The organism is Frateuria flava (assembly GCF_017837635.1).
GTDB classification, from domain to species: Bacteria; Pseudomonadota; Gammaproteobacteria; order Xanthomonadales; family Rhodanobacteraceae; genus Frateuria_A; species Frateuria_A flava.
This window is the reverse complement of sequence record NZ_JAGJRS010000007.1, coordinates 1-19,450: the sequence shown is the minus strand read 5'-3', so window position 1 is coordinate 19,450 and position 19,450 is coordinate 1. Positions and strand designations below refer to the sequence as shown.

19 protein-coding genes are annotated in these 19,450 nt (G+C 68.3%); 8 read left to right on the top strand and 11 right to left on the bottom strand.

The window, feature by feature from the left end; genetic code table 11:
• Positions 1-3: 3 nt before the first annotated feature.
• From azu to ccoN, 8 genes are read right to left on the bottom strand one after another with little or no spacing between them, the layout of a single operon-like run.
• Positions 4-456 (bottom strand): azurin, encoded by a 453-nt coding sequence (gene azu, locus J7I44_RS02750; protein ID WP_209615351.1) that lies wholly within the window; start codon positions 454-456, stop codon positions 4-6.
• Positions 453-665, bottom strand: coding sequence for a cbb3-type cytochrome oxidase assembly protein CcoS (gene ccoS, locus J7I44_RS02745; protein ID WP_209615348.1), 213 nt, complete (start codon positions 663-665; stop codon positions 453-455). Before ccoS ends, azu begins: the two co-directional genes overlap by 4 nt.
• Complete coding sequence (locus tag J7I44_RS02740; RefSeq protein ID WP_209615345.1) at positions 662-2,893, bottom strand: heavy metal translocating P-type ATPase; 2,232 nt, start codon at positions 2,891-2,893, stop codon at positions 662-664. Before J7I44_RS02740 ends, ccoS begins: the two co-directional genes overlap by 4 nt.
• On the bottom strand, positions 2,890-3,186 hold the full coding sequence (locus J7I44_RS02735; RefSeq protein ID WP_209615329.1) for a hypothetical protein: 297 nt from the start codon (positions 3,184-3,186) through the stop codon (positions 2,890-2,892). The genes J7I44_RS02740 and J7I44_RS02735 overlap by 4 nt, the downstream gene beginning before the upstream one ends.
• Entirely contained in the window at positions 3,161-4,078 is a 918-nt protein-coding gene (gene ccoP, locus J7I44_RS02730) for a cytochrome-c oxidase, cbb3-type subunit III (protein WP_209615324.1), read from the bottom strand. Before ccoP ends, J7I44_RS02735 begins: the two co-directional genes overlap by 26 nt.
• A complete protein-coding gene (locus J7I44_RS02725; protein WP_209615321.1) occupies positions 4,075-4,296 on the bottom strand; it encodes a cbb3-type cytochrome oxidase subunit 3 in 222 nt (73 codons plus the stop codon). The genes ccoP and J7I44_RS02725 overlap by 4 nt, the downstream gene beginning before the upstream one ends.
• On the bottom strand, positions 4,293-4,946 hold the full coding sequence (ccoO, locus tag J7I44_RS02720) for a cytochrome-c oxidase, cbb3-type subunit II (RefSeq protein WP_209615318.1): 654 nt from the start codon (positions 4,944-4,946) through the stop codon (positions 4,293-4,295). Before ccoO ends, J7I44_RS02725 begins: the two co-directional genes overlap by 4 nt.
• Before the next feature lie 13 nt (positions 4,947-4,959).
• Complete coding sequence (gene ccoN, locus J7I44_RS02715) at positions 4,960-6,426, bottom strand: cytochrome-c oxidase, cbb3-type subunit I (protein WP_209615315.1); 1,467 nt, start codon at positions 6,424-6,426, stop codon at positions 4,960-4,962.
• On the opposite strand from ccoN, the gene J7I44_RS02710 reads away from it, so the two are divergent.
• Both J7I44_RS02710 and fdxA read left to right on the top strand, forming a co-directional pair.
• Positions 6,425-6,733, top strand: coding sequence for a hypothetical protein (locus J7I44_RS02710; protein ID WP_209615311.1), 309 nt, complete (start codon positions 6,425-6,427; stop codon positions 6,731-6,733). The two genes, ccoN and J7I44_RS02710, sit on opposite strands and share 2 nt — an antisense overlap.
• Complete coding sequence (gene fdxA / locus J7I44_RS02705; RefSeq protein ID WP_209615308.1) at positions 6,730-7,053, top strand: ferredoxin FdxA; 324 nt, start codon at positions 6,730-6,732, stop codon at positions 7,051-7,053. Before J7I44_RS02710 ends, fdxA begins: the two co-directional genes overlap by 4 nt.
• Positions 7,054-7,501: 448 nt before the next feature.
• Here fdxA and J7I44_RS02700 read toward each other — a convergent pair whose 3' ends face one another.
• Positions 7,502-9,430 (bottom strand): FTR1 family protein, encoded by a 1,929-nt coding sequence (locus tag J7I44_RS02700; RefSeq protein ID WP_209615305.1) that lies wholly within the window; start codon positions 9,428-9,430, stop codon positions 7,502-7,504.
• Between the two features lie 195 nt (positions 9,431-9,625).
• A complete protein-coding gene (gene gap, locus J7I44_RS02695) occupies positions 9,626-10,624 on the bottom strand; it encodes a type I glyceraldehyde-3-phosphate dehydrogenase (protein WP_209615302.1) in 999 nt (332 codons plus the stop codon).
• Between the two features lie 230 nt (positions 10,625-10,854).
• Between gap and J7I44_RS02690 the strand changes: the two genes are divergently transcribed.
• The 5 genes from J7I44_RS02690 to J7I44_RS02670 all read left to right on the top strand — a co-directional run bounded on the left by J7I44_RS02690 (position 10,855) and on the right by J7I44_RS02670 (position 15,852).
• Entirely contained in the window at positions 10,855-11,718 is an 864-nt protein-coding gene (locus tag J7I44_RS02690) for an MBL fold metallo-hydrolase (protein WP_209615299.1), read from the top strand.
• A 48-nt stretch (positions 11,719-11,766) separates the two neighbouring features.
• Complete coding sequence (locus J7I44_RS02685; protein ID WP_209615297.1) at positions 11,767-12,564, top strand: S1/P1 nuclease; 798 nt, start codon at positions 11,767-11,769, stop codon at positions 12,562-12,564.
• Between the two features lie 137 nt (positions 12,565-12,701).
• Positions 12,702-14,174, top strand: coding sequence for a pyruvate kinase (pyk, locus tag J7I44_RS02680; RefSeq protein ID WP_209615293.1), 1,473 nt, complete (start codon positions 12,702-12,704; stop codon positions 14,172-14,174).
• A gap of 114 nt (positions 14,175-14,288) precedes the next feature.
• A complete protein-coding gene (locus tag J7I44_RS02675) occupies positions 14,289-14,720 on the top strand; it encodes an energy transducer TonB (RefSeq protein ID WP_209615290.1) in 432 nt (143 codons plus the stop codon).
• 127 nt (positions 14,721-14,847) lie between these two features.
• The gene (locus J7I44_RS02670) at positions 14,848-15,852 is read left to right on the top strand and encodes a class I fructose-bisphosphate aldolase (RefSeq protein WP_209615287.1); all 1,005 of its coding nucleotides are present in this window, start codon (positions 14,848-14,850) and stop codon (positions 15,850-15,852) included.
• Positions 15,853-16,219: 367 nt separating this feature from the next.
• On the opposite strand, the gene J7I44_RS02665 is transcribed toward J7I44_RS02670, so the two are convergent.
• Complete coding sequence (locus J7I44_RS02665) at positions 16,220-16,813, bottom strand: porin family protein (RefSeq protein ID WP_209615284.1); 594 nt, start codon at positions 16,811-16,813, stop codon at positions 16,220-16,222.
• Between the two features lie 413 nt (positions 16,814-17,226).
• Between J7I44_RS02665 and tkt the strand changes: the two genes are divergently transcribed.
• Positions 17,227-19,236: a transketolase gene (tkt, locus tag J7I44_RS02660; RefSeq protein ID WP_209615281.1), complete on the top strand. Its 2,010-nt coding sequence runs from the start codon at positions 17,227-17,229 to the stop codon at positions 19,234-19,236.
• The last annotated feature ends 214 nt before the right edge of the window (positions 19,237-19,450 follow it).

Here is a 19,450-nt window from a genome sequence, read left to right as displayed (position 1 = left end):
ATCCTACTTGGCGCGGCTGATCGTGCCCTTCATCAGCGCGGCATGGCCGGGGAACGAGCAGAAGAACTCATAGTCCTGGCCGGGCTTGAGCGCGTCGACCTTGAACGTGGTCGAGGCACTCTCGCCACCGCCGATGATCCTGGTGTGCGCGATGACGCGGCTGTCGCCGGGCTTGAGGTAGTTGTTGTCGATGCCGGCCTTGGCGCCGTCGGCCACCACGCCCGGCTCGTCGGCGGTGCTCGATACCACGAAGTTGTGGCCCATCGCGGCCTTGGGCAGTTTGCCGACGTGCGTGAGCGTCACGGTGAACTGCTTGCAGGTGTTGGGCACCACGATCGACTTCTGGTCGAACTGCATGGCGTCGTTGCCCTGGATGGTGGTCGAGCAGTTGGAGGCGGCCCAGGTCGGCGCGGCGACCAGGCCAAGCAGGGCGAAAGCGAACAGACGACGTTTCACGGAGTGTCTCCTTTGCTATCGGGGGAAAGGGAAGGTGCAGGTGCCGTGTCGGCCGCCGGCCCTGGGACGGTTTCGTCCTCCATCAGCGGCAGCACGGCGGGGCTGTCCAGGTCGTCGAACTGCTGGTGGTTGGCAGCCCAGAAGAACAGCGCCACCGCGATCAGTACGACCAGGCCGGTGACCGGGATCAGCACCAGCAGGACGTTCATGCGCGCAGCGCCGGGCGGACGGGTACGCGGCCCACGCGCAGGCCATTGAGCACGACCACCAGCGAGCTGACCGACATGCCGATCGCCGCCAGCCAAGGCGGCACCAGTCCGGCGGCAGCGAACGGCACCGCCAGCAGGTTGTAGGCCAGCGACCAGCGACGGCCCTGCGTTACCACGTGGGCGAGCTGGCGGGCGACGTGACGGGCCTGCACCAGGCCGTCCAGGCGTCCGCGCGCGAGCAGCAGGTCGGCATGCGCCTGCGCCAGATCGGTGCCGGAGGCGAGCACGGCGGACACATCCGCCCCGGCGAGCGCCGGGGCGTCGTTGCTGCCGTCGCCGACCGCGAGCGTGACGTGGCCCTGCGCGCGCGCCACCTGCAGCAGCGCGAGCTTGTCGGCGGGCGACTGGCGTCCCGACCAGCGCTTGACGCCCAGCGCGTCGGCGACCGGCGACACGCGGGCGCGGGTGTCGCCGCTGGCGAGCACGGTAACGATGCCCTCGCTACGCAGCGCCTGCAGCGTGTCCACCGCATCGCTACGCGGTGCCTCGCTCACGTGAAACGCCGCCAGCGGGCCGCGGCGATCGGCAAGCAGCAGGGCACCGGCGACGCTGGTCGGGGCGGCGCAACCACTGGGTGCCAGGGCGAAATCCGGACGGCCCAGGCGCAGGGAGCGACCCTCCACCTCGGCATCGATTCCCGCGGCGGCGGTGACCATGAGATCGCGTGCTGCCGGCGTGTCGCCCGTCCACGCGGCGGCCAGTGCCAGCGCCAACGGATGGGTGCTTTCGCGCGCCAGCGCGGCGGCCAGGCGCAGCGCCTGTTCCGGTGCCAGCCCGTCGCGCAGCGGCTCGACCGCATCGGGTTCGAGCCAGGGCGTGGTCAGCGTGCCGGTCTTGTCGAACAGGGCGTAGTTGACCCGGGCGAGCCGGTCGAGCGCAGCCGGTTCGGTGACCAGCACGCCGCGCCTGGCGAGCACCGCGAGCGCGCGGGTGACGGCGGCGGGGCGGGTCAGCGCGAAGGCACAGGGGCAGGCGACCACCAGCACCGCCACGGCCGCATCGAAGGCACGCACGGGGTCGATCCACAGCCAGGCAAGCGCGGTGAGCACCGTCAGCACCAGCACGCGCAGCACAAAGCGGGTGGCATCCCGGTCGGCGCCCTCGTCGCCGGGCCGGGCCTGACGCGCACGGCCGGCCAGCTGACCCAGGCGCGCGGCGGTGGTGTCCTCGCCGCTGTGCTCCACGCGCAGTTCGGCCGGGCTGCCCAGCACGACCGAGCCGGCGACCAGGCGCTCGCCGCGCTGGCGCCGGCGCGGGCGCGATTCGCCCGAGAGCAACGCCTCGTCGACCTCGACGGCGTAGCTTTCCAGCACGCCGTCGGCCGGGACGGTGCCGCCTTCGGCGATGCGCACGCGGTCGCCCGGAACCAGTTCCAGCGCAGCCACGGTTTCCAGGCTGCCGTCGGCGCGGCGACGCTCGGCCAGCAGCGGGGTGGCGTCCTGCGCGGCCTCGCCCAATGCGCCGCTGGCGTGCCGCGCGCGCAGTTCGACATGGCGCGCGGCCAGCAGCAGGAAGACGAACATGCTGACCGAATCGAAGTAGATCTCGCCGTGCCCGCGCACGGTGCTCCACACGCTGGTGCCGAAGGTCAGCAGCACGGCCAGCGACACGGTGAGGTTCACGCCGAGCCGGCGCGTGCGTACTTCGCGCCAGGCGCCAAGCAGGAACGGTTGCGCCGAATAGGCGATCACCGGCGCGGTGGTGAGCAGGCTGAGCCAGCGGAACAGCCCGCGCGTGGTGAAGTCGACGAAGTCGACCACGCCGATGTACATGACGAAGGCGTAGGTCATCACCTGCATCGCGCACATGCCGGCGACGAGCAGGCGCTTGAGCGCGTCGTTGGCCTCGCTGCTGCGCGTATCGTCGATGTGTTCGCGGCGCAGCGGCCGCGCGCTGCACTGCTCGGCACCGAACGCGTCGAGCAGTTGCGGCAGGCCCAGGCGGTCAGGGTTCCACACGACGCGCGCGCGCTGCGCGCGGGCATCGATCGCCACGCGGGCGACGCCGGGCAGGGCATGCAGGCGCTCGTCCAGGCGCAGCACCTGGCGTGGGTCGGTGAGCCCTTCCACGCGCAGCGCGATTTCCGCCCGACCGTCGCGGCGCGGCCGGATCACCTGCGCGGCGAGGCGCGGATGCAGCCACGCCGCGTGCGCGCCGGCAGCGTTCATGGCCGTTGCCCGGGGGTAGCGGTCGCGTCCCGCGACGACGGGGCCTTGGCGCCGGCCTGCTGGCCGGTCCCCTGCGTTTCCCGTGCGGGCGCATGCATCGGCATGTCCAGCAACGTATGCGGGCGCTCGGTCATGTCCAGCGGCAGGTCCGCGTGGCGCGCGCCGAGCACGATCGTCCAGATGCAACCGGCCAGGGAGGCGGCGAAGATCACCGCCCCGAGCCACAGCACGGGCTGCCGGTACCAGGCGTCGGCCGCGGCGGACGTCTCAGCGGGAGGCTTGTGCTGCTGCATCGCCCTGGTGCGAGAGATGGTAGACGTAGGCGGCGAGCACGCGGGTCTGGTCGTCGTTCAGGCGCTTGCTCCACGCGGGCATCTGCCCTTGGCGGCCACCGCCGATGGTGCGCACGATGTCCTCGAACTTGCCGCCGTGCAGCCAGATCCTGTCGGTGAGATTGGGTGCGCCCAGCGCCGGGTTGCCCTTGCCTTGCGGGCCGTGGCAGGCGGCGCAGGTGGTGAACAGGGCCTGGCCGGCGTGCGCGCGGCCCTCGTCGTGCGACGAGCCGGAAAGGCTCAGCACGTAGTTGGCCAGGTTCTTGACGTTGTCCTCGCCCAGGCTGGACCACGGCGGCATCATGCCGGCGCGGCCCTCGCGGATCGAGGTGAGGATGTCCTGGCCGCTGCCGCCGTAGAGCCAGTCGTCGTCGATCAGGCTGGGCGCGCCCAGCTTGACGTTGCCGTAGCCGCCGCGACCGTGGCAGGCGGCGCAGTTGTCCACGAACAGGCGCTCGCCCATTTGCTGCGCGGCCGGGTCCTCGGCCAGCTGCTCGACCGGGTACTTGCGGAAGCGCTCGATCAGGTCGTCCAGCTTGGCGTTGTTGGCGGCCTCGTCACGCGCCAGCTCGCCGTGCGCGGTCCAGCCGAGCGTGCCCTTGTGGTTGCCGAAGCCGGGGTAGAACACCAGGTAGAGCGCGCCGGCCACGAACATCGAGCCGGACAGCAGCAGCCACCACAGCGGCAGGTTGCGCACGCCTTCGCGGATCGTGCCGTGCGCCCACACATGGCCGCTGGTGTCGTCCGGCAGCGTCGGGATCTTCGCCCGCGGCGCCCACAGGAACAGCAGGAACGTGATGCCGAAATTCAGCACCACCAGGAACATCACCCACAACGACCAACCCGCGCTCACGGCTGCCCACCTTTGTCGTTCTTGTCTGCGCCCGTGCGGTTGCCCGGCACCGGACCCTCTGGTTTGTCTTCCATGGGAAGCTCGCTCATCCGCTTGAAGGTCGAGCGGTGACGCTTGCGCCACGCCCAGATCCAGATGCCGATGAACACCAGCATCAGCACCACCGTGACGATGCCGGTCAGGTGGCCCCAGAACGGATTCATCATGGGATGGTTCATGGCGTGGCTCCGTGGCCGACGGGCACCGGCACGGTGGCCGCCGGCTCGTTCTGGATGCCCAGGCCCTGCAGGTAGGCGATCAGTGCGTCCATCTCGGTCTTGCCGGCCACCGCCTTGGGGGCGCTGGCGATGTCGGCGTCGGTGTACGGATCGCCCAGCTTGCGCAGCACGCGCATGCGCGCCTGGATGTCCTCGGCATTGATGGTGTTGTGCTCGAGCCAGTCGTATTGCGGCATGTTCGACTGCGGCACGACCTGGCGCGGGTTCTCCAGGTGCAGGCGCTGCCACTCGTCGGTGTACTTGCCGCCCACGCGCGCCAGGTCCGGCCCGGTACGCTTGGAGCCCCACTGGAACGGCCGGTCATAGACCGACTCCTGCGCGGTGGAGAAGTGCCCGTAGCGCTGGGTTTCGGCGCGCAGCGCGCGGATCATCTGCGAGTGGCACAGATAGCAGCCTTCGCGCACGTAGATGTCCTTGCCGGCCAGGCGCAGCGGATCGTACGGTTTGACCCCCACCGGCGCCTTCACCGCATGGGCTTCCATGAACAGCGGGGTGATCTCGGCCAGGCCGCCGATCGACACCATGATCGCGGTGAGGATGCCCAGCAGCGCGGCATTCTTCTCGATGATTTCAAAATGCTTGTAAGCCATCTGGTCGTGTTCCTCAGCCCACACTCGGCAGCGGTTCGGGTACCTGGTGCGGGTCGGGTTCGGGGATCGGCACCGGGATCGGCTTGATCAGCCGCGCGCGCGCATCGGCCGCGGTGTGCCACAGGTTCCACGCCATCAGCACCATGCCCACGAGGATCACCACGCCGGCGAACCAGCGCGTCCAGTACGCCGGCTGGATCGCCAGCAGGCTGTCGATGAACGGGTAGGTGAGCGAACCGTCGGGCAGCGTGGCGCGCCACATCAGGCCTTCGGTGACACCGGCGACCCACATCGAGCCGACGTACAGCACCACGCCGAAGCAGTGCAGCCAGAAGTGCCACTCCATCGCCTTCTGCGAATACATCTTCGGCTGCCCGAGCGCGCGTGGCGCCATGGCGTAGAGCGAGCCGATGGTGATCATCGCCACCCAGCCGAGCGCGCCGTTGTGCACGTGCGCCACGGTCCAGTCGGTGTAGTGCGAGAGCTGGTTGACGGTCTTGACCGCCATCATCGAGCCCTCGAACGTGCTGCCCGCGTAGAACACCAGCGCCAGCACCATGAACTTGGCGGCGGGGTCCACCTTGAGCTTCGGCCAGGAGCCGTTGAAGGTCATCAGGCCGTTGGCGGCCGAGCCCCAGCTGGGCATCAGCAGCACCAGCGAGAAGGCCATGCCGACCGACTGCACCCAGTCCGGCAGCGCGGTGTACATCAGGTGGTGCGCGCCGGCCCACATGTATACCGAGATCAGTGCCCAGAAGTTCACGATCGAGAAGCGGTAACTCCACAAGGGCTGCTGCGCCTGGCGCGGCACGAAGTAGTACATCATCCCGAGGAAGCCGGCGGTCAGGAAGAACGCCACCGCGTTGTGGCCGTACCACCACTGCACCATCGCATCGACCACGCCGGAGTAGATCGGGTAGGACTTCGACAGCGAGACCGGGATCACCAGGTTGTTGACGATGTGCAGCAGGCCGACCGCGATGATCCACGCGCCGTAGTACCAGTTGGCCACGTAGATGTGGCGGATGCGCCGGCGCGCCAGCGTGCCGAAGAACACCACGCCGAGGCTCACCCACACCACCGCGATGATGATGTCGACCCACCATTCCGGCTCGGCGTACTCTTTGCTCTGGGTCAGGCCCAGCGGCATGGTGATCATTGCTGCCAGACAGGCGACCTGCCAGCCCCAGAAGGTGAATGCGGCCAGCTTCGGATAGGCCAGCCGCGTGTGGCCGGTGCGCTGGACCACGTAGTAGCAGGTACCGATCAGCGCCGAGCCGCCGAAGGCGAAGATCACGCCAAAGGTGTGGTCGGGGCGGATGTGGCTGAAGGTCAGCCAGGAGGTGTCGAAGTTGAACAGGGGCCACGCCAGCTGCGCGGCGGCGAGCACGCCGACCGACATGCCGACGATGCCCCACACGGCCGCCGCCAAGAGGAACTGACGCACGACCTTGTCGTTGTAATACTCGGTGTTGGGCATGGATGTTTCCCGGGAAATGCCGCCTATTTTCCGGGCGCGGCCGTTCACTTCGCTTGACCTGAGTCAAAGCGCCGCGGCAAACGGACGCGCCAGCGATGCGGTCGGTTGTCGCACAGGCCATTCGCACGTGGTGGCCGGGTCTGGGCTGGCGTCTGCAGAAGCCTCGTGCCGCATGTTCCGGCTGGCGCGTCGCCGCACGGTGAACCTGTGGATGATCCGGCTGCATCCGGCAGGCCTGATCTGGGTCAGGGCGAGCGCCGGTGCGCGCGGCCATGCTTGCGGCAAGGAAAGCCGCGCACGCCCATGACCCACGTTGTCACCGAGAACTGCATCAACTGCAAGCACACCGACTGCGTGGAAGTGTGCCCGGTCGATGCCTTTCACGAGGGGCCGAATTTCCTGGTCATCAACCCGGACGAATGCATCGATTGCACGCTCTGCGTGGAGGAGTGCCCGGTGGGCGCGATCTATCCCGAACTGGACATCCCGGCCGGCCAGGAGGGCTTTCTGGCGATCAATGCCGAACTGGCGCTCGAGTGGCCGGTGATCACCACCAAGGTTCCCGCGATGGAAGAGGCCGAGCGCTGGGACGGCGTCCCGGACAAGCTGCCGCTGCTCAAGCGCTGATGCCACTGCCGCCGGTGCCCTCGCCCTCGGGGACCTGATGGGCATCGAGCCTCGATAGACGAACGTCGCCCCCATTTCACCCGCGTCATTACCGCGAAAGCGGGAATCCATTTCGCCTTGGTGAGCTGCCGCTTTACCGCGGACGCTCGGGAGCTGAGGCAGCGGCCTTGCGGGCTTGTGTGCACGAGCGCCGCACCTGGGCTCCCTCCCCGTCGGGGAGAGGGTTGGGTTGAAGGGGACGGGCTCGCGGAAATGCTTCCCGCAGGCGCGGGCTGTATTTGTCGCTCTTGCGTGGCCTCTGCGCGCCCTGCCTCGCCTGCGACGCGCCTCCGATCGCCTGTCGGCGCTCATGCCTTGCCTTCCCTTTCTTGCGGGGAGGAGTGGCCAGGGCACGCGAGGAGGCTCCTGCGTCGGGACCACGGCGACGCCCTGATCAAGACAGGGAGCTTCAACCCTGCTGCGGCACCCGTCGCAGGTTCAGCGCGTAGCCGATCGCCAGCACCAACGCGACGACCGCCTGCGCCGCGATCGACTGCCAGGTCGGATAGATCCCCAGCAACTCGATACGCGGAAGCGGCGCCACGTGCACGCCGATCCAGCCGGCTTCCTGCAGTGCGGCGATGCCTTTGCCGGTCAGTACCACCGCCAGCAGCGCGATCAGTGCGGAACTGGCCGAGAAGAACTTGCCCAGCGGCAGTCGTCGGCTGGTGCGCAACAACAACCAGGCGATCGCGGCGAGGGTCAGCGCGCCGGTGCCGATGCCGCCGAGCAGCCAGGCACGCGGGCCTTCGTTCCACATCGCGACATAGAACAGGATCGTTTCGAAGACTTCGCGGTAGACCGAGATGAAGGCCAGGCCGAACAGGAACCAGGCCGAGCGGTCCAGCGTGGCGGCCATCTTGGCCTTCAGATACGCCTGCCAGCGGCCGCCCACGCTCTTGCGGTGCATCCACAGGCCCACGCATAGCAGCACGGCCGCCGCGAACAGCGACGACAACCCTTCGGTCAGTTCGCGTCCCGCGCCGCTGATCGCCACCGCGTAGCTCGCCACCGCCCAGGTGGCCAGGCCGGCCAGCAGCGCCAGGCTCCAGCCGGCGTGGACGTAACGCAGCATCTTCGGACGCTCGGCCTTGCGCAGGAAGGCGAGCAGGGCGACTACTACCAGCAGCGCTTCGAGCCCCTCGCGCACCAGGATGGTCCAGGCACCGAGGAACGCGGACGCAGCGTCCGCCGAACCGCCGGCGAGGGTCGCCTGGGCGCGCTGCAGCAGGGCGTCGGCCGCCTTCGCGCGGGCCTCTACGTCGGCCTGGCCGCTGCTGACCGCGGTGCGGTAGGCGCCCATCGCCGTTTCCAGTTGCGAGCGCAGCGCATCGTCGCGCGCGTTCAGTTGCGGCTCGACCGGCTCCACGCCGTCCAGGTAGGCCGAGAGCGCCAGCCGCTGGGCCTCGCCACGGTCGCCCTGGCGCCACGCGGCGAGACTGGCATCCAGTTTCTCGCGCGCCAGCGCCAGGCCGGCGCGCGACTGCGGCAGTGCGTTTGGATAGGCGCGCAGGTAACCCAGGATCGCGCGGGCCTGCTGCTCGCCCAGCGCGGGAGCCAGATCGGCGACGCGGGCGCGCGAGAGCTCCTCCAGGTTGCCCAGGCGCTGCTGGGCGAGGGTGTTGTCCTGCCACGCGTGCACGCCTTCGCCGGCGCGGTGCGCGTAGGCCAGCGAACCGACGTAGTAGGCCAGCGACCAGCGATCGTCGACCGACAGCTGGTCGGCGTAGCTCCTCATCGCGGTGCCGTTCACGCCATGGCTGATCGCCTCGTACAGCGACAGCACGCTGCGCTGGTCGGCGCGCGTGCGGTCGGTGAAATCGATCGGCGGCGGGTCGAGCGTCGCCGCGGCCGGGCCGTTGCCCTGGCCGTTGGCGCCGTGGCAGGCGGCGCAGGTCTGCTGGTACAGCGTCGCACCGCGCGCCAGGTTGGGCAGGTGGGAAGGCGCGGTGGGGACCGGGTAGGCGGCGAGCAAGGCGTCGGCCAGCGCGTGGGCCTGGCGCGCGACATCGGCGGTGGGGGCTTTGGCGTCGATCGATTGCACCAGTTCCCCGGCCTGCGCCTGCAGCGCCGGTGACGTCGGTCTCGCCGGCAGCTGGGCCAGGCGCTGGCGCGCGGTGGCGGCGAACTCGCGCATCTCGGCGTACTCGGACGCGCTGACCACGTGGCCGTCGTGCACTGCGCCGGCGTAATCGGTGGCCAGGTAGTCGAGCATCTGCCAGGTCTGGCTGACCGTGGCCGGCGCCGGCTGGGCGGTCGTGGCGGCTGCGGCGGGGTTCGCGGGCAGGGCCTGGGCGAAGGCAGGGCACCCGGCCGCCAGCAGGGTGCAGGCCAGCATCCATGCCGTCGCCTTGTTGAGAATGCCTATCATTGCGTAAGTATAGGCTGGAACCGCACCGCCGGAGCGAGGCGTGTCCGCATGCCGCAGCGGCGGAAAATCCATCACCGTTTCTTCCGCAACAAAAAAGGCCGGAACCCGACAGTCCCGGCCTTCGCTGCGTGCCGGCTTCGGAGGGAAGCCGGCCGGAGCCTGTTACCTGGCCACCACGCGCACCATTTCCAGGCACTTGTTCGAGTAGCCCCACTCGTTGTCGTACCAGCTGACCAGCTTGACGAAGGTGGGATCGAGCGCGATGCCGGCGTCGGCGTCGAAGATCGAGGTGCGGGCGTCGCCGCGGAAATCGGTGGCCACCACCTTGTCCTCGGTGTAGCCCAGGATGCCCTTGAGCGCGCCTTCGGACTGCGCCTTCATCTCCGCGCAGATCTCGGCGTAGGTCGCCGGCTTTTCCAGCTCGACGGTGAGGTCGACCACGGACACGTCCGAGGTCGGCACCCGGAAGGACATGCCGGTGAGCTTCTTGTTGAGCTCGGGGATCACCACGCCCACCGCCTTGGCTGCGCCGGTGGAGGAGGGAATGATGTTCTCCAGGATGCCGCGGCCGCCGCGCCAGTCCTTGTTGCTCGGGCCGTCGACCGTCTTCTGCGTGGCGGTGGCGGCATGCACGGTGGTCATCAGGCCGCGCTTGATGCCCCACTTGTCGTTGAGCACCTTGGCCACCGGCGCCAGGCAGTTGGTGGTGCACGAGGCATTGGAGATGATCGCCTCGCCCTTGTAGGTCTTGTCGTTGACGCCGAAGACGAACATCGGCGTGTCGTCCTTGGACGGGGCCGACAGGATCACCTTCTTCGCGCCGGCGTCCAGGTGCTTCTGCGCCGCTTCCTTGGTCAGGAACAGGCCGGTGGACTCGATCACCACGTCCGCCTGCACTTCGTTCCACTTCAGGTTGGCCGGGTCGCGCTCCTGGGTGAGGCGAATGCGCTTGCCGTTGACCACCAGGTGGCCGCCCTCGACGGCGACCTCGCCCTTGAAGCGGCCATGCACCGAGTCATAGCGCAGCATGTACGCCAGGTAGTCGGGCTCCAGCAGATCGTTGATGGCGACGATTTCGATATCCGCGAAATTCTGCACGGCGGCGCGCAGCACGTTGCGGCCGATGCGGCCGAAGCCGTTGATCGCGACCTTGATGGCCATGGGCAAGCATCCTCTTGGGTTCGGTGAAGCGGTGGAGCGGCGACCTCGTGGGCCACCTGAAACGTCCATTTTAGCGCCGAATGCGGTCACGGGACCGTATACCGCCCGGTCCGCTTCGCGTTGCAGCTGCCTGTCTGGGCAGCTATGGACATGGCCGGCGCGTCGCGGCTGCTTGTGCGGCGCCGTCCACGCCATACTTGCCAACGAGCACGACTCCAAGGAGCGCCGCCATGCACGTACAGATCAGCCCCTTCTTCCACGCGGCCACCTCGACCTGGAGCTATCTGCTGTGCGACCCGGCCACGGGCGAGGCGGCCATCATCGATGCGGCGCTGGACTTCGATGCGGCCAGTGGCGAGATCGGCCACGCCAGCGCGGCAGCGATGCTCGAGGCGGCCGCACGCGCCGGTGCGCAGGTGCGCTGGATCCTGGAGACGCACGCCCACGCCGATCATCTTTCCGCCGCCGCATGGCTGAAGGAGCGCACCGGCGCACACACGGCGATCGGTGCCGGCATCACGCAGGTGCAGGAAACCTTCCGCCAGCGCCTGGGCCTGGCGGCCGACGAGCCGGATCTGGACGGCAGCGCCTTCGACCGGCTGCTGCACGACGGCGATGCGCTGCCGCTGGGCGAGCTGGCAATCCGCGTGGTTGCGACCCCGGGCCATACCGCGGACAGCGTGAGCTATCTGGTCAGTGATGCGGTATTCGTTGGTGACACGTTGTTCTCGCCCGCCGCCGGCTCGGCACGCTGCGATTTCCCCGGCGGCGATGCGGACGTGTTGTTCCGATCGGTGTGGCGGATCTACGGTCTGCCCGCCACGCGCATGTTCCTGGCGCACGACTATCCGCCGGCGGGCGAGGCGGCGCGGGCGGAGGTGCCGGTCGCCGAGCAGCGCCAATCCAACAAGCACATCCGCGAGGGCGTGGACGAGGCCACCTTCGTCGCCATGCGCCAGCAACGCGATGCCGGTCTGCCACCGCCGCGGCTGCTGTGGCCGGCGCTGCAGGTGAACATCCGCGGCGGCCGGCTGCCCCCGCCCGACGCCAATGGCCAACGCTACTTCAAGCTGCCGGTGCAACTGCGCGACTGAGGCGCTGTGGCACACTCGCCAGCCCTCCCAAGTCCGCACCTGCCGTCGATGACCGCCCTGCGCCGTAACGCCGTTTTCCTGCTCGCCTGTCTCCTGCTGGTTCCCAAGGCCTACGCCTGGGGGCCGGATGGCCATCGCATCGTGGCCGAACTGGCCCAGCGCCACCTGAGTCCCGCCGCCGAGGCACAGGTCGAGCGGCTGCTGGCGCCCGAGCACACCGGGCGGCTGGCCGACGTGGCCACCTGGGCGGACGACGTTCAGGACGACCCTTCGCAGCAGGCGTTGTGGAAGGCCACGCGCGCGATGCACTACATCAACTTCGCCAATCGCGACTGCGACTACCAACCTCCGCGCGATTGCCGGCAGGGGCGCTGCGTCGTCGCAGGCCTCCAGCACTACGTGGCGGTGCTTGGCGACCGCAACCAGAGCGACGCGGCGCGCCGGGAGGCGCTGAAATTCGTCGTGCACCTCGTCGGTGACGTGCACCAGCCGCTGCACGCCGGCTACCGTCCCGACAAGGGCGGCAACACTTACCAGGTGCAGTTCCAGGGCAAGGGCAGCAACCTCCACCGCGTGTGGGATTCGGGGATGCTGCGCACGCGCGGGCTGGACTGGCAGCACTACGCGCAAAAGCTCGATGCGCGCCCCATGGTTGCCTTGCCGCCCGATGGCGGCACGCCGTTCGTGGCCTGGGCGGAGGAATCGTGCCGGATGACCCGCGACCTTTATCCGGACGGCCATACGGTTGGCGCCTCCTACCTGGAGGCCGAGCTGCCGCTGGCCGAGCAGCGCCTGCGGCAGGCGGGGCGGCGGCTGGCGCAGTTGCTCAATCGCACGCTGGGGTAAGTGTCGCGCCCGTCTCATCGAGAAGGGCGCATGAGGGCGGAGCGACCGGGCCGGGCAGGGCGGGGTTGGGTTTCCCGTCACACTGCATACGATTGCACCCGGTCCGTCCCCTCACCGGCATCTGCTAGCCTCGCCGCATGAATGCCGAAAACCCCCTGCGCCGCACCAAGATCGTCGCCACCTTAGGCCCCGCCACCGACGCGCCGGGCATGCTCGCGCGGCTGATTGCCGAGGGTGTGGACGTGGTTCGCCTCAACCTCTCCCATGGACAGCCGCAGGATCACCGCGCGCGCGCCATGGCGGTACGCGAGGCGGCGCAGGCGGCGGGGCGCGAAGTCGGCATCCTGGCCGACCTTCAGGGCCCGAAGATCCGCATCGAGAAATTCGCGCACGGCCCGATCGAGCTGCACCCGGGTGATCCCTTCGTGCTCGACTGCTCGCCTGACGCGCCGGCCGGTGACAGCACCCGCGTCGGGGTCAGCTACCACCAGCTTCCGCAGGACGTGGCCGCCGGCGACGTCCTGTTGCTGGACGACGGCCTGGTGGCACTGCGCGTGGTTGCCGTCGAGGGCGCGCAGGTACGCTGCGAGGTGCTGATCGGCGGCAAGCTGTCCGACCGCAAGGGCCTCAACCGGCAGGGTGGCGGTTTGTCGGTGTCCGCGCTGTCGGACAAGGACCGCGCGGACATCCAGTTAGCCGCCGAAATCGGTGCCGACTTCCTCGCCGTCTCGTTTGTGCGTTCGGCCGCCGACATGGAACAGGCCCGCCGCCTCCTGCGCGAGGCCGATGGCCAGGGCGCACTGGTTGCCAAGATCGAACGCGCCGATGCGATTCCCGTTCTGGGCGAGATCATCGACGCTTCCGACGCGGTGATGGTGGCGCGCGGCGACCTGGGCGTGGAAATCGGCGATGCCGAACTGCCCGGCCTGCAGAAGAAGATCATCCGCGAGGCGGTCGCCCGCAACCGCGCGGTGATCACCGCCACGCAGATGCTGCAATCGATGGTCACTGCGCCCATCCCCACCCGCGCCGAGGTGCTCGACGTCGCCAACGCGGTGATCGACGGCACCGACGCGGTGATGCTTTCGCAGGAAACCGCCGCCGGCGCGCACCCGGACGTGGCGGTGGCCGCCATGCGCCGCATCTGTCTGGGCGCCGAACGCCAGTTCGAGCCGAAGGAAGACCTCTCCACCGCAGTGCACCGGCTCGACCGCGCCGACCAGGCGATCGCGCTGGCCGCGATGGTGCTGGCCGGGCAGCTCGGGGTGCGCGCGCTGATCGCGCTGACCGAATCCGGTGCTACCGCGCAATGGCTTTCGCGCTATCGCAGTGCGGTGCCGATCTATGCCCTCTCGCCGGCCGCCGATGCGCGCCGGCGCATGCTGCTGTTGCGCGACGTGCAGCCGGTCGCCTTCACCGAGGTCAGCCAGAGTTCGGCCGCCAACGCGCGCGAAGCGGTGCGCCAGCTGTTCGCGCTGGGCAAGCTGGCCGAAGGCGACCGCGTAGTGCTGACCCAGGGCGACCGCGTCGGCGCCGGCGGCGGCACCAACACGCTCAAGCTGCTGCTGGTGGGCGCCGAGGGCATCGTCGAGAGCCTGCGCGACCTTTAAACATGGCTCTTTGCGTTCGTCTCCCCTCCCCGCCGGGGAGAGGGAGCCGTAGCGTCACGGGTCGTACCGTCCCCGCGGCGCTACACTGGCCAGCCCCCACGCCAGGAGGTTGCCATGAACCCGACCGTCCGCCGTCTCCTCTTTGCGACGCTGCTGGCCGCCGGCTTGCCGGCAGCGGCGCAATCGCAGCACCGAGTCGACCCGCAGCACCTGTACGACTACTGGATCCTCCTGAACCAGAACGTCGCCGTCGACGTGCCCAACAGCGCACGCAACGTCAACCAGCCCGGCTGCGCCGCGGTGAGCTACATGATCGGTTCCGACGGCGTGCCGCGTAACCTGAAGGTCGAGAAGGTGGCGCCCGAGGGCGACTTCGGCCAGATCGCGATGAGCGCCGTGTCCAACTTCCGTTACGGCCCGGCGCTGTCCAACGGCAACCACGATCCGGTGAACACCTATTACGTGGTGCCGTTCAACGCCCCCTCCGATGCCGCCGGCCAGAAAAAGGTCATGGCACCGTGCCACCTGCCGGGCTACGAAAACTAGCCTTGCCGCGCCGTCACCACGGCGTTGACACCAAGTCGTTATAATCGGCGGTTCTTTGACCTGCCGTCCCGTCCGGGGCGGCGTTAATCCATTGCGGTGACCCCGCCCGTCTGTACGGAGTCGTTTCATGAGCATCGAAGATCTCGAAAGCATCGCCCAGGCGATGGTCGCGCCCGGAAAGGGCATCATCGCCATCGACGAATCGACCAACACGATCAAGAAGCGCTTCGAGGCGGTCGGCATCGAGAACACCGAAGAAAACCGCCGCGCCTACCGCGAGCTGCTGCTCACCGCGCCGGGCCTTTCCGAGCACATCTCCGGTGCGATCCTGTTCGACGAGACGATCCGCCAGAAGACCAGGGACGGCGTGCCGTTCACCGAGCTGATGAAGAAGAACGGCATCATCCCCGGCATCAAGGTCGACAAGGGCCCGGTGCCGCTGGCCGGCTTCCCGGGCGACGTGGTCACCGAAGGCCTGGACGGCCTGCGTGACCGCCTGGCCGAGTACGTCAAGCTGGGGGCGCAGTTCGCCAAGTGGCGCGCGGTGATCAACATCTCCGACGAAAACCCCAGCTCGACCGCGATCGAAGCGAACGTGCACGCGCTCGCCCGTTACGCGGCGCTGTGTCAGGAAGCTGGCCTGGTGCCGATGGTCGAGCCGGAAGTCATCATGGACGGCGACCACACGATCGAGGTCAGCTACGAAGTGCACGAGGCGGTGCTGCGCAGCCTGTTCAACGCGCTGTACGAGCAGAACGTGATGCTCGAGGGCACCATCCTGAAGGTCAGCATGGTCATCCCCGGCAAGAACTGCGACGAGCAGGCCGAAGTGGAAGAAGTGGCCGAGGCGACCGTGCGCGTGCTCAAGAGCACCGTGCCGGCCTCGCTGCCGGGCATCGTGTTCCTCTCCGGCGGCCAGACCGACGAGCAGTCGACCGCGCACCTGAACGCCATGAACCACATCGGCCCGCACCCGTGGCCGCTGTCGTTCTCCTACGGCCGTGCCATGCAGCAGGCCGCGCTCAAGCTGTGGTCCAAGGACATGAAGGCCAACTACGCCGAGGCACAGAAGACCGTCGCCGCGCGCGCCAAGGAGAATGGCCTGGCCGCGCTGGGGCAGTGGAACGGCTGAGTCTCCAGCCCGCGTTTGTGAGAAAGGGCGCCGCAAGGCGCCCTTTTTTTGCTCTGCTCCCTCTCCCCTCCGGGGAGAGGGCTGGGGTGAGGGGCCGGAGCTCGCCGGGATGCCTGCTAGAGCAGTGCCTTGGTTGCCCTTTCTTGCGAGGGCTCCCCGCGATTGGGCTCGCATGCGGCGGCGTTGATCACCTGTCGGCGCGCGGTCACTTCTTCGCCTTCCCTAAAGCCCTCGGGAGTTGACTTGAGAAAACCGCGCGGACGTCAGCTTGCGGTGTACCTGCTTCCTTTCCGGGCAAGAGCCAAAAAAAGGGCGCCTGAGGGCGCCCTTTCGTTTTCACTGACGGCGCATCCCTGCGCCAGTGCGATCAGAACCGGTATTCGGCGCTGACCGACACCATGTTGGTGTCGAGGTTGACGTTGTCCTTCGACGCATCGTAGTGGTCGTAGTTCAGGCCGATGCTGGCGTTGTTGCTGAAGTCGTAGCCCACGCCCGCGCCGGCGTACCAGCTGGTGTCGTCCAGGCTCTTGCGGACCGGGTCGATGTCGTTGCTCAGGCCATGGCCCTTCCAGCTGTACAGACCCGTGCGCGCGCTGACGTACCAGTTCTGGCCGACGTTGAAGTGGCCGTTGACGCCGGCGGTCCAGCCATGCAGCTGCGAGCGGCCCTGTTCGACCACGTCGTTGCTGTTGAAGATGTTCTTGACGTGGATGTTGCCAAGGTCGTTGTAACCGACCTCCACGCCGATCGCCACGAACGGATCGAACGACCAGCGGTAGCCACCACCGATTGCATAACCGGTGTCATGGTTGTCGTAGGGGCCCTTGTCGATCGAGGTGCGGCCCACGTTGCCGTTGACGAACCAGCCGTCGGTATGGGTCGGCGCACTCTGCGCGAACGCGGCGGGAACGGCCAGCAGGCCGGCGGAAGCAAAGGCAAGGGCAAGCAGCGTCTTTTTCATGGGAGATTCTCCTGTTGTTGTAGCGATCGCGGGGATCGATCGCTTGCGTGCACCAGATAAGGGGATGGCGACACGCGGTTCCTTGGATGCGGCCGGTGCGCGAAAGATTCAATGCGCATGAGAAACCCGGTAATTTGCGGTTAAGTTCCGCGTCCAGTTCATGAACGCCTGGACGTCCTTCTCGTTGGAGGGGCCGCAGGCGCGCTCAGAGAAAAACAGCGGCCTCCAGGTGTCGCGCATGAACTGTGCGCAGCACTATTGGAGCGGGCGTTACCTGAAGATCCGCGTTATCGCGGGAGTTCCGGTTAAGGCGAAATTAATCGCCGCGGCAAGGCCCGGTGTGCGCCAACGCGACAGCCGTCCCCCCGATCGGCGACAATTGGCGCTTTGCCGCTTGCCCGGAGATCCGACCGATGACCACCCGCCGCGAACTCGCCAACGCCGTGCGCGCCCTCGCCATGGACGCCGTCGAGGCGGCCAAGTCCGGCCACCCGGGCATGCCCATGGGCATGGCCGACATCGCCGAAGTGCTGTGGAACGACTTCCTCAGGCACAACCCGGCCGATCCGAAGTGGCCCAACCGCGACCGCTTCGTGCTCTCCAACGGCCACGGTTCGATGCTGCAGTACGCGCTGTTGCATCTGGCCGGGTACGACCTGCCGATGGCCGAGCTCAAGCGCTTCCGCCAACTGCACTCGAAGACGGCCGGCCATCCCGAATACGGCCACACCCCGGGCGTGGAAACCACCACCGGCCCGCTGGGCCAGGGCCTGGCCAATGCGGTCGGTTTCGCGCTCGCCGAGAAGGTGCTGGCGGCGCACTTCAACCGCCCGGGCCACACCGTGGTCGACCACCACACCTACGTGTTCCTCGGTGACGGTTGCCTGATGGAAGGCATCTCGCACGAGGCCTGCTCGCTGGCCGGCACCTGGGGCCTTGGCAAGCTGGTGGCGATTTACGACGACAACGGCATCTCCATCGACGGCGAAGTCCATGGCTGGTTCACCGACGACACCGCCAAGCGCTTCGAGGCCTACGGCTGGAACGTGATCCGTGGCGTCGACGGCCATGATGCCGAGGCGATCAAGCGCGCGATCACGCAGGCGACCGCGCAGTCCGAGAAACCCACGCTGATCTGCGCCAGGACCATCATCGGCTTCGGCGCGCCGCACAAGCAGGGCAAGGAAGAAAGCCACGGTGCGCCGCTGGGCAAGGACGAGATCGCCGCCGCGCGCGAACAGCTCGGCTGGACCCACCCGCCGTTCGAGATCCCGGCCGAGATCTATGCCGGCTGGGACGCCAAGGCCAAGGGCGCCGAGCGCGAGCAGGAGTGGAACGCTACGCTGGACGCCTACGCCAAGGCGCATCCGGAACTGGCCGCCGAGTTCAAGCGCCGCCTCGCCGGCGAGCTGCCGGCCGACTGGGCCGACAAGGCGCAGGCCTACATCGCGAAAATGCAGGCCGAGGGCCCCGAAGTGGCCTCGCGCAAGGCCTCGCAGATGGCACTGGACGCCTTCGGCCCGCTGCTGCCGGAACTGATCGGCGGCTCGGCGGACCTCGCCGGCTCCAACCTCACCAAGTGGAAGGGCAGCAAGGACGCCGGCAACGGTAACGCCAGCGACGGCCAGGGCAACTACGTCTACTACGGTGTGCGCGAGTTCGGCATGACCGCGATCGCCAATGGCCTGGCGCTGCACGGCGGCTTCATTCCCTACGACGCCACTTTCCTGGTGTTCTCCGACTACGCCCGCAACGCCGTGCGCATGAGCGCGCTGATCCCGGCGCACGCCATCCACGTCTACACCCACGACTCCATCGGCCTGGGCGAGGACGGCCCGACGCACCAGCCGGTCGAGCACCTGGCCAGCCTGCGCTACATCCCGAACAACCAGGTGTGGCGCCCGTGCGACGCGGTCGAATCGGCCGTGTCCTGGAAGGCTGCCATCGAGCGCAAGGGCAACCCCGCGTGCCTGGTGTTCTCGCGCCAGAACCTCAAGCACCAGCAGCGCAGCGAGCAGCAGGTGCGTGACATCGCGCGCGGGGCGTATGTCCTTTCCGATCCGGCCGATACCAAATTCAAGGCGATCATCATCGCTACCGGTTCGGAAGTGGAACTGGCGATGGAAGCGGCCCGCACCCTGGGCCAGCAGGGCGTGCCGGTGCGCGTGGTGTCGATGCCCTGCACCGAGGTGTTCGACGAGCAGCCGCTGGAATACCGCGAAGGCATCCTGCCGTCCTGGTGCCGCGCGCGCGTGGCAGTCGAGGCGGCCACGGCCGACTACTGGCGCAAGTACGTGGGCCTGGATGGCGAAGTCATCGGCATGACCGGATTCGGCGCATCGGCGCCGGCACCGCAGCTGTTCGAGCACTTCGGCTTCACCGTCACCCACGTGGTGGACGCGGTCAAGCGCTCAATCGGCTGATTCACGCGTCCACGGCGCGACCTCGCACCCAAGGGCGCTCCTACGGGACGTACGCCCTGCAGGAGCGCCCTTGGGTGCGACCGCGCAGTACGGTCGCGCCGAGTGCGCTCTGACGGTACGTGCGCTCCTACAGCAGCCATGGGTGCAGGCGTCGAGGCCGGGCAGCCTGCCGGTGCGTCAGGAAGGGTGACAATTTTGTAGGAGCGCCCTTGGG

Coding starts and splice junctions, on each gene's coding strand:
- ccoS (WP_209615348.1), bottom strand. CDS start 665: ATGAACGTCCTGCTGGTGCTGATCCCGGTCACCGGCCTGGTCGTACTG.
- J7I44_RS02740 (WP_209615345.1), bottom strand. CDS start 2,893: ATGAACGCTGCCGGCGCGCACGCGGCGTGGCTGCATCCGCGCCTCGCC.
- J7I44_RS02735 (WP_209615329.1), bottom strand. CDS start 3,186: ATGCAGCAGCACAAGCCTCCCGCTGAGACGTCCGCCGCGGCCGACGCC.
- J7I44_RS02725 (WP_209615321.1), bottom strand. CDS start 4,296: ATGAACCATCCCATGATGAATCCGTTCTGGGGCCACCTGACCGGCATC.
- ccoO (WP_209615318.1), bottom strand. CDS start 4,946: ATGGCTTACAAGCATTTTGAAATCATCGAGAAGAATGCCGCGCTGCTG.
- J7I44_RS02710 (WP_209615311.1), top strand. CDS start 6,425: ATGGATGTTTCCCGGGAAATGCCGCCTATTTTCCGGGCGCGGCCGTTC.
- ccoN (WP_209615315.1), bottom strand. CDS start 6,426: ATGCCCAACACCGAGTATTACAACGACAAGGTCGTGCGTCAGTTCCTC.
- fdxA (WP_209615308.1), top strand. CDS start 6,730: ATGACCCACGTTGTCACCGAGAACTGCATCAACTGCAAGCACACCGAC.
- J7I44_RS02700 (WP_209615305.1), bottom strand. CDS start 9,430: ATGCTGGCCTGCACCCTGCTGGCGGCCGGGTGCCCTGCCTTCGCCCAG.
- gap (WP_209615302.1), bottom strand. CDS start 10,624: ATGGCCATCAAGGTCGCGATCAACGGCTTCGGCCGCATCGGCCGCAAC.
- J7I44_RS02690 (WP_209615299.1), top strand. CDS start 10,855: ATGCACGTACAGATCAGCCCCTTCTTCCACGCGGCCACCTCGACCTGG.
- J7I44_RS02685 (WP_209615297.1), top strand. CDS start 11,767: ATGACCGCCCTGCGCCGTAACGCCGTTTTCCTGCTCGCCTGTCTCCTG.
- pyk (WP_209615293.1), top strand. CDS start 12,702: ATGAATGCCGAAAACCCCCTGCGCCGCACCAAGATCGTCGCCACCTTA.
- J7I44_RS02675 (WP_209615290.1), top strand. CDS start 14,289: ATGAACCCGACCGTCCGCCGTCTCCTCTTTGCGACGCTGCTGGCCGCC.
- J7I44_RS02670 (WP_209615287.1), top strand. CDS start 14,848: ATGAGCATCGAAGATCTCGAAAGCATCGCCCAGGCGATGGTCGCGCCC.
- J7I44_RS02665 (WP_209615284.1), bottom strand. CDS start 16,813: ATGAAAAAGACGCTGCTTGCCCTTGCCTTTGCTTCCGCCGGCCTGCTG.
- tkt (WP_209615281.1), top strand. CDS start 17,227: ATGACCACCCGCCGCGAACTCGCCAACGCCGTGCGCGCCCTCGCCATG.